11 protein-coding genes are annotated in these 12,728 nt (G+C 73.9%); 5 read left to right on the forward strand and 6 right to left on the reverse strand.

Annotated features, from left to right (window positions below):
- Window positions 1-16: 16 nt before the first annotated feature.
- The 4 genes from AB0J24_RS09910 to AB0J24_RS09925 all read right to left on the reverse strand — a co-directional run bounded on the left by AB0J24_RS09910 (window position 17) and on the right by AB0J24_RS09925 (window position 3,724).
- On the reverse strand, window positions 17-970 hold the full coding sequence (locus tag AB0J24_RS09910; RefSeq protein WP_358678271.1) for a TIGR02679 family protein: 954 nt from the start codon (window positions 968-970) through the stop codon (window positions 17-19).
- An 8-nt stretch (window positions 971-978) separates the two neighbouring features.
- Window positions 979-1,635, reverse strand: coding sequence for a TIGR02678 family protein (locus tag AB0J24_RS09915; protein ID WP_358678274.1), 657 nt, complete (start codon window positions 1,633-1,635; stop codon window positions 979-981).
- Complete coding sequence (locus tag AB0J24_RS09920; protein ID WP_358678277.1) at window positions 1,526-3,187, reverse strand: TIGR02677 family protein; 1,662 nt, start codon at window positions 3,185-3,187, stop codon at window positions 1,526-1,528. The genes AB0J24_RS09915 and AB0J24_RS09920 overlap by 110 nt, the downstream gene beginning before the upstream one ends.
- 141 nt (window positions 3,188-3,328) lie before the next feature.
- On the reverse strand, window positions 3,329-3,724 hold the full coding sequence (locus AB0J24_RS09925) for a PIN domain-containing protein (RefSeq protein WP_358678280.1): 396 nt from the start codon (window positions 3,722-3,724) through the stop codon (window positions 3,329-3,331).
- 349 nt (window positions 3,725-4,073) lie between these two features.
- Between AB0J24_RS09925 and AB0J24_RS09930 the strand changes: the two genes are divergently transcribed.
- Window positions 4,074-5,081 carry a hypothetical protein gene (locus AB0J24_RS09930; protein WP_358678283.1) on the forward strand — a complete coding sequence of 336 codons (1,008 nt, stop codon included), beginning with the start codon at window positions 4,074-4,076 and terminating at the stop codon, window positions 5,079-5,081.
- Window positions 5,082-5,167: 86 nt separating this feature from the next.
- On the forward strand, window positions 5,168-6,415 hold the full coding sequence (locus AB0J24_RS09935; protein ID WP_358678286.1) for a DUF418 domain-containing protein: 1,248 nt from the start codon (window positions 5,168-5,170) through the stop codon (window positions 6,413-6,415).
- On the opposite strand, the gene AB0J24_RS09940 is transcribed toward AB0J24_RS09935, so the two are convergent.
- Window positions 6,397-7,362 (reverse strand): helix-turn-helix domain-containing protein, encoded by a 966-nt coding sequence (locus AB0J24_RS09940; protein WP_358678289.1) that lies wholly within the window; start codon window positions 7,360-7,362, stop codon window positions 6,397-6,399. The two genes, AB0J24_RS09935 and AB0J24_RS09940, sit on opposite strands and share 19 nt — an antisense overlap.
- 144 nt (window positions 7,363-7,506) lie before the next feature.
- Here AB0J24_RS09940 and AB0J24_RS09945 point away from each other — a divergent pair, with 144 nt between their 5' ends.
- A complete protein-coding gene (locus tag AB0J24_RS09945; RefSeq protein ID WP_358678291.1) occupies window positions 7,507-9,642 on the forward strand; it encodes a molybdopterin-dependent oxidoreductase in 2,136 nt (711 codons plus the stop codon).
- On the opposite strand, the gene AB0J24_RS09950 is transcribed toward AB0J24_RS09945, so the two are convergent.
- Window positions 9,624-10,937, reverse strand: a complete 1,314-nt coding sequence (locus tag AB0J24_RS09950) for an MFS transporter (RefSeq protein WP_358678294.1) — start codon at window positions 10,935-10,937, stop codon at window positions 9,624-9,626. The two genes, AB0J24_RS09945 and AB0J24_RS09950, sit on opposite strands and share 19 nt — an antisense overlap.
- A gap of 59 nt (window positions 10,938-10,996) precedes the next feature.
- Between AB0J24_RS09950 and AB0J24_RS09955 the strand changes: the two genes are divergently transcribed.
- Together AB0J24_RS09955 and AB0J24_RS09960 are read left to right on the forward strand one after the other, a co-directional pair.
- The gene (locus AB0J24_RS09955) at window positions 10,997-11,434 is read left to right on the forward strand and encodes an N-acetyltransferase family protein (RefSeq protein ID WP_358678297.1); all 438 of its coding nucleotides are present in this window, start codon (window positions 10,997-10,999) and stop codon (window positions 11,432-11,434) included.
- Complete coding sequence (locus AB0J24_RS09960; RefSeq protein WP_358678300.1) at window positions 11,431-12,720, forward strand: DUF222 domain-containing protein; 1,290 nt, start codon at window positions 11,431-11,433, stop codon at window positions 12,718-12,720. The genes AB0J24_RS09955 and AB0J24_RS09960 overlap by 4 nt, the downstream gene beginning before the upstream one ends.
- Window positions 12,721-12,728 lie beyond the last annotated feature (8 nt).

Raw genomic sequence — 12,728 nt, forward strand, 5'->3', positions numbered from 1 at the left:
CGACTCCGGCCGTCGGTCAGCGGCCCCGTAGATCCGACACCAGCTCGTCGACCACCCGCTCCTCCTCGACGGAGCGGCCGATCCTCGTCATCTCCTGGGCGAGCGCGCGATCCCAGGCGGCCTCGACCGGGGTGCCGCGCAACGGTGTGCCCTCGCCGTCCCGGCCCACCCAGCGCAGGTAGGTCGCCGCGTCGTAGCGCCACGGGGCGATCGGCAGCGCGGCGACGAGAAGGTTCGCGATACGCAGCCCGCCCCAGTCGAAGTCGCCGTGGTGCCGCAACGTCGCCCCGGCCTCGGCGAGGCCCCGCAGCACTGTCATCACCGCGGCACCCGGCTGACCCGCGGTGCAGACCAGCGGGCCCGAACCGGCTCCGAGCCGGTCCGCGGCCTCCGCGACGACGACCGAGTTCTCGCAGACCGATACGACGGTGCCGCGGAGGTTCCACCGGGGCGGGTCGCGGACCAGCTGGCGCAGCGTCAGCAGCGCAGGCTCGCCGGGCATCGCGGCGAGCATCCCGCCGGTCCCGGCTCCGGTGTCGGCGGACAGGTTGAGCGTCAGCGCGGTACTGGACAGCTCGTCGCGGACCAGACCGACCGATGCCCAGACCGCGCGGTCCCACGCGGCGCCGCGCCCCTCGCCGACCCCGCCGATCTCGACGGCCGCGCGGAACAGCAGCGTGGTCAGCGGGCGCCCCTGGTCGAGCGCGTGCGCGGAGCCGAGGACACGCTCCGCGAAGCGGCCGATCGGCTGCGGCTCGGCGGGGAGCCCGGTGATCGCCCTCGCCAGCTCGGCGAGCAGCACCGTGGCGTCCTCGACCTGCGGGGCGAGCCGCCGCACCAGGCCGGTGCGTTGCAGGTGGTCGTGCCAGCCGGCCAGCTCCGGGCGCTTGCGGACGATCTCGTCGAGCGGTGCGACGGCGTGCCGCCACGCCTCGTCGCGGCGCCGGACGGCCTCGCCGCGGTCGGTCACCGGGCCGGTCAGCTCGACGACGCGAGGCGGTCGGCGAAACCGGTCGCGGTGATCGTGGACGGACCTCGCGGCGCCACCAGCAGCGTGGAGAGCACCCGCCGGTCCACGTCGTAGAGCGCATCACCCTCGGACCGGACGAACGCGTCCTCGTCGCCCGCGACCCGGGCCAGCGCACCCAGCTCGATCAGCAGCCGGACGACGGCGACCAGATCGCTCCGCTCCTCCCGCCGTTCCAGGGTGAGGGTGATCCCGGCGTCGGCGAGGTCTGGATCCGCGACCGCCAGCAGCACCTGCTCGGCGAGCCGGCCGAGGGTCACCTGCGCCTCGGCCCGCTCGAGCACCCCGAGCGCGAGGCAGGTCAGCACGTACCGGCGCCGGGTGAAAGGGGACCGGCTGCGCGGGTCCCGGGCGGGGTGGGTCGGGTCGTCGACGTCGGCGACGACCTTCACCAGCCGGGCGACCTCGCTCTCCACGACCAGCCGCCAGCCGGTGTTGCGCTCGAACCACTCCCGCAGGGTGCTCGCATACCGGCGCACCAGCGCGAGGTCCTCGGAGTCAGGCCCGCGGGCCCGCAGCACCGGCCTGCGGAGCAGCGCGCGGGCCGCGCGCACCTGCTCGGATCGGCGGGTCTCGGCGAGCGCGTCCGCCAGGCCGGGGCCGGTCATGCGCTGCGTTCCGACACGGCCCCGCCGACCAGGTCGACGATGTGCAGCACGTGGTCGGGCCCGCGGAACTCACCGTCCGGGGTCCGGACGACGACCCCCCGGCATCGGCGATCGCGGTGAGACGGATGGCCATCGAACCGTCCGAGCTCGTCGTCGACACCTCCCGGCGCCCCGGGGCGAGCGCACCGAGCGCGTCGCCGAGCAGGCCGAGGAACAGCCGGAACGCGTCACCGTCCAGCTCCCCGACACCACCCAGCCTGATCGGTCCGTCGGTGCTCAGGGCGGCCCGCGCCGCGGCGAGCTGCTCGGCCTCCCGGGCGGCCAGCTCGGCGAGGTGGCGGCGCTGCTCACTGCGGTCGAGCACCCGGGAGACCCTCCCGCGCCGCTCGTAGCTGCCGGTGCGGCGCAACCGGGGGCTGATCTGCAGCGCAGGTGCGTCGGCCCACGGCGTGCCGGGCGGCACCGGGTCGGCCTCGCGGGCGGCGAGCGTCTCCGCGTCCACCGTGAGGTGCCGGCCGGCGGACAGCCCGAACGCTGCGCGCCACAGCCGGTGCCGGTCGTCGTCGGTCGGGGCCTGGGCGAACCACAGCGCCAGCGACCGCAGGTCGGCCGATCGGTCGGAACGCCCGGTCCGGCGCTCGTTCAGCGCGGCGACGACGTGCAGCAGCTGGGGGATCGCGGCACGGTCCTGCGACCGGAGCAGCTTGGCCTGGCACGGGTGCCCGGGGGCGCTGAGGAACCAGCCGCGGAAGCCGGACCAGCGCTCCTGCCAGAGTGCCCGGCGGGTGCGGTACTCCTGTTCACGTGGGTCGTCGGTGCCCGATCCGGCCGGTCCGCCGGGCGCCGCATCGACCGCCTCGCGGCGCGCCGCGAGATCGAGCAGCCGGTCGACGGCGCCCTCCTCGATCCGCTCGACCAGTCCCGCGATCTCCGCGCCGGTCGCGACGAGATCGGCGATGAACCGCTGCAGGTAGTCGATCAGCTGGTCCTTGTACGCGCGGAACGCCTCGGCGTCGACATCCTGCAGGTCGATCGAGCGCTGCAGCGACCCCATGAACGCCTGCGCGTTCGCCGCGAGATCGGTGAACCGGTCGACCAGCGCGCGCAACGACAGGTGCACCTTCGCCAGGTCCGGCTCGGCGGCCCCGGCCAGCTCCAGCAGCGCCCGCAGCTGGGGGGCGATGTCGGTGAGCGCGACGGCCTGCAGCGCGCCGCGCCGGCCGAGCGCCTCGTCGTAGACGGTCAGGGCCTCCTCGGCGGCCTCTCCCTCGCGGGTGAGCTGGTAGAGGAACCGGGCCCGGTGGAAGTCCTCGACGCTGGTGACCCGGCTGGTGTCCGGATCGGAGCGCAGGTTCCCCCAGCCCTCGAGCGCGGTGAGGGCACGGGCGACCGTGTCGGGACCGGACCGGCCCTCGAGTGCCTCCACCACGTCACCGGGGCGCAGGTGCACCGTGAAGCGGCGCTTGGCCGCGACGAAGGCGAGCATGATCTCGCGGTAGAGACGCGCGTTCTCCGTGGACAGGTACGCGAAGGCGGAGTGGACGGTGCTCACCTCCCTGGGACGGCGGGTACGGGTGAGGATAGGGAAGGCCCCCGACAGTTCCGTCGGCCCCAGCGGTACGGCCGGCCGACCTCGACGGAGCGATGCCCGTTCCGGCCGGGCTGCTGCGGTCGGCACGCTCTGAGCGAGCCGTCAGCCGGGGAGCTGCTCCGGGTGCACGACGTCGACCTCCGAGATGCCCGGCCCGAAGGCCTTCCGATCGCTGACGACGAACCGGTCCGACCCGGCGACCACGGCCGTGGCCAGGTGCGTCGCTTCGGCCGCTCGCAACCGGTAAGCGGCCGCGAGCGAGGTGGCGACCTCGGCCGTCACCGGGTCCATCGGGTGTAGACGGAGCCTGCTGAGCAGCCCCGTCAGCGCGGCGACCTCGTCGGAACGCCGCTCGCGCAGGGGCTTGGCGAGCACCTCCGGGAGCAGGAGCACCGAACCGATCCCGGCGACAGCGGCTGGCTCGTCCGGGAAGAGCGCGCGGACCGGCGACCCCAGCGGGTGGCCGGAGACGGCGGCGTAGATCTGGACGTCGGCCACCAGCTCCTCGGCGCGATCGGCTGAGAGCGTCGGTTCGGTGAGTCGGCGCGACCGGGCGGAGTCGAGCTGCCGACGGGTGTCCTGAGGAACGGGCTCGGCCGCCGGACGACGTGATCAGGACGATCTGGACCGGCCCGCGCAGCTCCTCGGCCTGCCGTGGTGGACCCTGGTCCGCGGTGATCGCCTCGGCGGCACTGCCCAGGCCACGATCGGCCCGTCGGTGAGCGATCCTGCCGCGTGGTGCGGAGTCCGATGTCCGCGGCTCCCGGTGCCCGACCGGAATCCCACCGGAACCGGCCGCCGCCCGGCGCCGTCCAAGCCGTATGACTCCCACCGAGAACGGCCCGTGATGACCGTCTACGCGCACGACCCGGCGGCGTCCGTGATCGTCGCGACCTGGCCGACCGGTGACGGCACCGTCGCGGCCCGGGTCGCCCGCGTCCCCCGCGACTGGCCCGCCGTGCACGCACGCCGCACCGCCGGCCTGCTCACCCGGCTCTCCGAGCTGCTCTGGTCGGCCTACGTCGAGGGCGAGGTCACCGAGATCCGGGCGTTCCGGCTGGTCGAGGCGGTCCGCATTCCGACGTTCCCAGTGACCGGCCCGCCCGAGAGCCCGGAGGACGACCGTGAGCGGATCACCCAGGCCCTGGGGCGCATCGTGTCGGCGGCACCGGGGCGGGCCTTCGCGGACGCGGTGGCCCGGGAGGTCAGGGCCGAGATCGGCGCCGTCATCGACGCCGATCTCGGGCGACTCACCGGACGGGCCGCCCAGGCCGTCACCCATGTCCGGATCGGTGTGCCGGCCGAGCAGCTGGCTCTCGCGCATCGCCTGCTGCACGACGATCCGCTGGAGGCGCGGGCCCTGCTGAGCGCGGTCGAGCCGACCGCGGCGGCGATCGCCGCCCTGCGCTGGCTGCGCGCCGCGGCGGCACACGTGTCGACGGTCGTCGGGCATCCCGTCGCCGACGTCGTCGCGCTCGCCGAGGCGATCGACCACGAGGACCTGCTGGTCGCCCGGCACGTCCTGAAACCGGAGTACGGCCGCGGGGAACCGCTGGACGACACCGAACTCGTCCGGGACCTGCTGCAGGAGGCGGTGCTGGCGGCCCGCGGGCTGTTCGTCGTGTGCCCGGACACGGTGGCCGGGGACGGGCCCGAGCATCGGATGCTGCGGACCGTTCTCGATCCGGCGGAGCCGGGGCCGTTCCTGGTCGACGGCCTCCTGCGTGGCATCCAGGGCTGCTTCCGGGTCTACGCCGACGAGCTCACCTCCGGAGACACGGATCCGGAGCCGGTTCCGGAGCTGCGTCCGCGCTTCACCGCCGCGGTCCGGAAGGTGGTGCGGGATGTGCCGTAGTGCACGCGCGACACCTCCCTTTTCCGGGTTGACGGCCCCGGGCCGTCCCGGTCTGGCGGACAGGGGAATCGACGAGGGGGAGGGACATGACGCTCGAGGGGGGACGCCCACGCCTGACCGGCCCGGTCGGGCTCACCGGGCGGGCTCCGGCGCCGGACCTGGCCCGGGGCTTCATGCTGCTGCTGATCGCGCTGGCCAACACGCCCTTCTACCTGTACGGGCGGGAGCACTCCGCGGCAGGTTTCCATCCGGTGGACGGCTCCGTCGCCGACCGGATCGTGCAGGCCGTGCTGATCACGGGCGTCGACATGCGGGTGTACCCGATGTTCGCGTTCCTGTTCGGCTACGGCCTCGCGGTGATCTACCGGCGGCAGGGCGAGAACGGGGTACCGGAGCGCGAGGCGTTCCGGCTGCTGCAGCGGCGCAACCTGTGGCTGCTGGTGTTCGGGTTCGTGCACGCACTGCTGCTGTGGGGCGGCGACGTGCTCGGTGCCTACGGCCTGTGCGGACTGGTGCTGGTGTGGCTGTTCGTCCGGCGCGCGGACCGGACGCTGCTGGTGTGGGCCGGGATCGGGACCGGCGTGCTGTTGCTGCTCGCGGTGATGTCGGCGATCGGTGCCTGGGCCACGGTGGCGAGCGGGATGCCGGCACAGGCCGCCGGAGGGATCCCGGACTTCGTGACCGGCTCCGCGTCGTCGGAGAGCGTGCTCGGCGCGATGGGAGCGCGGATGCTCCTGTGGCCGTTCATCGTGCTGGTACAGGGGCTGCTGGGGCTCGCCGTGCCGGTGGCGATCCTGCTCGGTTTCTGGGCGGCTCGGCGCCGGATCCTGGAACAGCCGGGTGAGCACCGTCGGCTGTTGCGGATCACCGCGGTCGGTGGGATCGCGATCGGCTGGCTCGGCGGGCTCCCGCACGCGCTGGCGCACGTCGGGGTGCTCGGCGGTTTCGACCAGATCATGTGGGTGTTCGCCGCGACACAGCTGGTCACCGGGCTGGCCTGCGGCATCGGCTACGTCGCGCTGTTCGGGCTGATCGGGGACCGGCTCGCCGGCCGGGCTCCCGGGCCGGTCGGGTTCGCGATCAGTGCGGTCGGGAAGCGTTCGCTGACCAGCTACCTGGGTCAGTCGGTGCTGTGTGCACCGCTGCTGGCGGCCTGGGGGCTGGGCTGGGGTGCGGTGCTCGGCAGCGCGACGATGGCGTTGTTCGCGACCGGGGTCTGGCTGGTCACCCTGGCGTACGCGGTCCTGCTGGAGCGGCGCGGGAAACCCGGCCCCGCCGAGGCGGGTCTGCGCAGGCTTGTCTACCGCGACACCGCTCAGGGTCGCGGACGGTAGGCGCTCGGGGCGACCCCGAAGGCCGCCCGGAACGCCCGGCTGAAGCCGGCCGGCTCGGTGAAGCCGTTCCGCCGGGCGATCTCCCCGACGGGCGTGTCGGCGAGCCGCGGGTCGGCGAGCTCGCGGCGGGCCCGGTCCAGGCGGGCCCGCCGGATCCGCCGGGTCACCGACTCGCCGGATCCGGCGAACAGGCGGTGCAGCTGCCGGGTGGAGACGAAATGCGCGGCGGCGACCGAGGCGGGCCCCAGCTCGGGATCGGCGAGATGCTCGTCCAGGTAGCGTTCGACCCGCTCACGCAGATCGGCGTGTGCCCGTCCGCCGGGGGTGGGCGGCACCAGCTCGCCGGCCAGGGTTCCGACCAACCCACCGACCTCGTCGGCGACCCGCACGGCGCCCGGCGCACTCAGCGACGGCAGCCCGCAGGCGAGCCCGTGCAACACCCCGGCGACCACGGGCCCCAGGCCCGCCCCGGCGTCGAACCTCCGTGCAGTGGCACTCGCCGACTCGGCGGCGGTGAGGTCGATCGCGTCGCGCGGCCAGGTGAAGACCAGCAGCTCCCAGCTCCCGCCGAGGGTCCAGGTGAACGGCCGCTCCGTCTCGTAGAGGGCGAGGTGGCCCGGATGGAGCAGGGCACGTCGCCCGTCCTGCTCGAGCACCGCCGTCCCCCGGGACAGCATTCCGACCTGCAGGAACCTCCGGTCCTCGCGGCCGGCCAGCTGCCGGGTCCGCCGACAGGTCTGTGCCACCGACGAGACCCGGGAGACCTGCAGGTGGGCCAGCGTCGCGCTGTGGACCGCACCGGTGAACGCACCGCCGCGCCGCCGGTCGGGAGCCACGTCCAGCGCGACGAAATCGTGCCGCAGCGCCTCCCGCCACTCGTCACAGCGCCGGGTCCGGGACGCGACCGGTGCCGCACCGGGGGACAGGACCACGGGCCACCTCCGCATCGCTCGACCGTCGGGCCGAGTCCACCGCCAGGACACCGCAGGGTCAATGCCTGTCGCCCAGTGGCAACAAACCGGCACGCTGCGCGAAACGCGCGTCGCCACCGGGCCCGATGCTGGTCGCACCACCACCGGAGGAGTCCCGCGATGACCACCACCCCCGAGCTCCCGCTGATCGACCTGAACGGATCCGGCACCCGCCGTGCGATCTGCCCGCACGACTGCCCGGACGGCTGTGCGATGACGGTCACCGTCGAGAACGGCCGGGCGATCGCCGTCCGCGGCGACAAGGAGCACCCCTTCACCCGGGGCGGACTCTGCGTGAAGGTCAACAACTACGTCGACCGGGTGTACAGCCCGGACCGGGTCACCACGCCGCTGCGGCGCACCGGGCCGAAGGGCTCCGGCCGGTTCGAGCTGATCACCTGGGCCGACGCCCTCGACACCGTCACCGGCACCTGGAAGCAGGTGATCGACGAGCACGGACCCGAGGCCGTGATGCCGGTCAGCTACCTCGGCACCCAGGGCACGCTGAACGGGCTCAACGTCGGCGACCCGTTCTTCAACCGGATGGGGGCCACTGTCAGTGAGCGCACCTACTGTGACTCCGGGGCGTCCACCGCGTACGTGATGAGCGTCGGACCCACCGCGGGCGTCGACCCGGAGAGCCTCGTGCACTCCCGCTACATCGTCATCTGGGCCTGCAACATGGTGTCGACGAACCTGCACCTGTGGCCGTTCGTGGCGCAGGCGCAGCGCAACGGGGCGAAGGTCGTGGTGATCGACCCGGTCAAGCACCGCACCGCTGCCCGCGCCGACTGGCACATCGCGATCCGCCCCGGAACCGACGGCGCGCTCGCGATGGCGCTGATCCACGTGATCGTCACCGAGGGGCTGACCGACCGCGACTACGTGGAGCAGCACACCCTCGGCATCGACGAGCTCGCCGAGCGGGCCCGCGACTGCACCCCGGAGTGGGCCGAGGCGGAGACCGGGATCCCGGCAGAGGACATCCGGACCCTGGCGCGCGAGTACGCGGCCGGGCAGCCGTCGATGATCCGGATCGGGGTGGCGATCGAACGTCATCCCGGTGGTGGCTCCACCGTCCGGGCGATCTCCTGCCTGCCCGGCCTGGTCGGGGCGTGGCGCAAGCCGGGCGGCGGGCTGCTCGCGCTGCCGCTGTGGGCGTTCCCGGTGAACTGGGACGCGCTGTCGCGGCCCGAGCTCCGCCCCGAGGGGACCCGGGTCGTCAACCAGTTCCACCTCGGGCGGGCGCTGGCCGGGGAGATCGACGGGCCGCCGGTGAAGGCGCTGATGGTCTACAACTCGAACCCGGTCGTCGTCTGCCCCGACCAGGAGAAGGTGCTCGCCGGGCTGGCCCGCGACGACCTGTTCACCGTCGTCTCCGAGCAGTTCCTCACCGACACCGCGCTCTACGCCGACATCGTGCTGCCCGCCGCCACCCAGCTGGAACAGACCGACGTCATGTTCTCCTGGGGGCACTTCTACATCGGGTTGAACCGGCCGTCGATCCCACCGGTCGGCGACGCGATCAGCAACGTCGAGCTGTTCCGGCGGCTGGCCGCCGCGATGGGGTACGACGACGACTGCTTCCGGATGACCGACGACGAGCTCATCGCCGCCGCCTACGACTGGTCGGCACCGGCGCTGGCGGGCATCACCCCGGCCTCGCTCGCCGAGACCGGGTGGGCACGGCTGAACCTGCCCGGCCCGGACGAGTACGCCCCGCACGCCGAGGGCGGTTTCCCGACACCGTCGGGACGGCACGAGTTCCTGTCCGGGGCCGCGGCGGGCGGGGACTTCGTGCTCCCGCTGTTCCGGCAGGGATCGAACGAGTTCCAGCCGGGCGGCGTCGTCGATCCGCTGCCCCGCTACGTCCCGCCCGTCGGCACCGACGGCGTGCACCCGCTATCGCTGATCTCGCCCAAGTCGCACGCCTACATCAACTCCAGCTACGCGAACCTGCCCGCCCAGCAGCGCGCGCAGGGCGAGCCGTCGGGCTGGCTGCACCCCGACGACGCCGCCGACCGTCAGGTGGCCGACGGTGACCTGCTCCGGATCTTCAACGACCGCGGTGGGATCCTGGTCAGGGCGGTCGTCACCGCCGACGTCACCCGCGGGGTGGTGATGGCGAGCATGGGGGCCTGGCGGGCGCAGACCAAGGGCCAGGCGACGGTGAACGCGATCAACCCGACCGGGTTCGCCGACCTCGGTCACGCACCGACCTTCTCCGACACGAAGGTTCAGGTGGAACGCGCGTAGCCGGCGACGGCGCTGACGGCGAGTGCCACCGCGGCGAGCAACCCGAACGCCGCCGGCAACCCGAGGACCGGGGCGATGCCCCCGATCGTCGCGGCGCCGATCCCGGCGCCGGTCAGGAAGCACAGCGTCGCGACGCCGATCGCGCCGCTGCGCCGCTCGTCGGGGACGGCGACACCGACCGCGGCCATCATCGCGGGTTGGCCGGTGCCGAACGCCAGCGTCACCAGCATCGGCGCGACTGCGAGCAACCACGGCAGGTGCCAGGTGACGCCGCCGGCGGCAGCGAGCAGGCCGACCGTGGTCGTCGCGCAGGCAGCGGCCAGCGTGCGCCGGGCCCCGACCCGTGCCTGCAGGATGGCCGACAGGGACGGACAGGCGAGCGCCACGAGTGCCGACGGGACCAGGACCAGACCGGTGCTCAGCGGCGTCCAGCCGCGTTCGGCCAGCTCCAGCGGGATGCCCAGCAGCAACGCGAACCAGGCGACCGGGATGAGCGCGGCGCACAGCGAGCTGCGCACCACATCGGAGTTGCGGATCACCGCGCGGGGGAGGAAGCCGTCGGGACGGCGCCGCACCCAGCCAGCGGTGGCCGGGACGCCGAGCGCGAGCAGCACCGCACCGACGACCGCGGTGGTGGCCCCCGCGCTCGGGGACTGGACGAGCAGCACCAACCCGGTCACCGCGACCGCCACGATCGCGGCGCCGACCACGTCCGGCCGGATCCCGTCACCACGGACGACCGAGCGCCGCCACAGGTACGGCACGGCCAGCAGGGCGACGACGGGCAGCGCGACGGCCGCCCGCCAGCCCCCGGCGACGGTCAGCGCACCACCGACCAGTGGACCGAGCGTGGCCAGCAGCGCCGAGGTGCCGGCCAGCCTGCCCAGCGCCCGGGCGCGTCGTTCCGCCGGCAGCCGGGCGCTGAGCAGCGCCGTCGCGAGGACCGGTACCGCTGCCGATCCGAGACCCTGCACCACCCGCGCCGCCATGAGCGACCCGAAGTTCGGTGCCAGCGCCGCGGCGAGTGCTCCGAACCCCAGCAGTGCGACGCCGGCGCAGAGCGGGCCGCGGATGCCGACGGCATCGGCGAGACGCCCGTGCACCGGCGTCGCGACGGCCAGCGCGACCGTGTAGCCGGTGACCATCCAGGTCGAGACCGCCGTGCTGACGTCCAGGTCCGCGGCCAGTTGCGGCAGGGCGACGGTGACCCCGGAGGTGGACAGGCCGGCCAGGCCGAACAACAGTCCCAGCACCACCGAGAGCAGTCCGGTACGGACCGGGGAGGGCGGCGTCACCGTCAGATCCTCACCCATGGCTCCGGCCGTGGGCAGCCCGGTTCCGGTTGGATGGGCGGGTGAGGATCCGGGACGCCACCGCTGCCGACGCCGACTCCTGCGCGGCGGTCTACGCACCGTACGTCCGGGACACCGCGATCAGCTTCGAGACCGAGCCGCCCGGACCGGTGGAGATGGCCGAGCGGATCGCCGAGGCCCAGCAGCGGCACGCCTGGCTGGTCGTCACCGGCGACGACTGCCGGGTCGCCGGCTACGCCTACGGTGCGCCGTTCAGGGGCCGTGCGGCCTACCGCTGGACCTGCGAGGTCAGTGTCTACCTGGCCCCGGACGCCCGCGGACGGGGCACCGGGCGGGCGCTGTACGAGGCGCTGCTCGCCCGGCTCGCCGAGCGGGGGGAACGAGGCGAGCGAGGCGCTGCATCGCCGCAGGTCAGGGCTTTGCGATTGCGAACGCGGACTCGACTGCGAACGTATGTTCGAGTAGTCTCGATCCCATGACCGCGGTCCACGACCCTCCACTCCCGACCGGCACCCCGGGTGTTGACGAGCCCGGGTTCCCACGGATCGATCTCGCCCTCATCCAGCTCGTGATCGAGCAGGCCGCCCGTGCCGCCGAGCCGTCGGGCTGCACCGAGGCGGAGCTGATCGACCAGATCCAGCAGATCGACTCCCTGCAGAACTGCGTCGCCGCGCTGCAGGCGTCCCGGATCCACGCGTTCGCCCGCGAACACGTCGGCAACGCCATCGCCGCCGGGCGGACCGACCCGGAGCGCCTCGAGCGCGGCGCGGTCGCGCAGGTCGCGCTGGCCTGCCACACGTCGCCGGCCGACGCGCGGGCGCGGATACGGGCGGCCCGCGACATGAGGGAGGGGCTCGACCACGTCCGGGAGGCATTCACTTCGGGGCGGCTGAGCGCCACCAAGGTCGGCGCGGTCGTGGCCGCGTGCTCCGATCTCGATCCCGCCGAGCGTGCGTGGGTCGACGCCCGGCTCGCGCAGCACGACCTGACCAGGCTCGGCATCGGGCGGCTGCGGGATCTCGTCCGCAGGCTCGCCGCGGAGATCGCGCCGGAGAAGTTCCGGGCCCGGGTCGACGCCGCCCGCGCGGAGCGCCGCGTCACGCTGCGCCCGGCACCGGACGCCATGGTCTACTTGACCGGGTACCTCCCCGTCGAGCAGGGAGTCGCCTGCCTGGCCTCTCTGCAGAAGGCGTTCGTGCAGGCCTCTGTCGATCCGGCGCCGCTGACGTGGAGCCGGGGGCAGGTGCTGGCGGACACGCTCGTCGAGCGTCTCACCGGCCGGTCGAAGGCGACCGACATCGATGTCGACGTGCAGGTCGTGGTACCCGTCGAGGCCCTGCTCGATACCGCGTCGCCGCTTCCCGCCGAGATTCCCGGCCACGGCCCGGTCCCGGTCGAGTTGCTCGCCACCGCCACCGGCCGGAAGACCGTGCGGCAGTTGCTCACCCGGGCGGGCACCGTCATCGGCGGCGACTCACGGCGCCGCGCCTTCACCGGTCTGCTCGCCGAGCTGGTCCGCGCCCGGGATGGCAACCGCTGCGCCGAGCCGTACTGCGACGCACCGATCCGGCACATCGACCACATCCGGCGCGTCGCCGACGATGGCCGCACCACGCTCGACAACGGGCGCGGCACCTGCGAGTTCCACAACCACGTGCGCGAGCAACCCGGGTGGCAGGTCCACCGGACCCCCGACGGGGTGCGCACCACCACGCCGACCGGGCACAGCTACCACGCGCCGTCGCCGTCGTCGGACGAAGCCTGAGCGCGGGC

This window comes from Pseudonocardia sp. NPDC049635, assembly GCF_040659795.1.
GTDB lineage: Bacteria > Actinomycetota > Actinomycetes > Mycobacteriales > Pseudonocardiaceae > Pseudonocardia.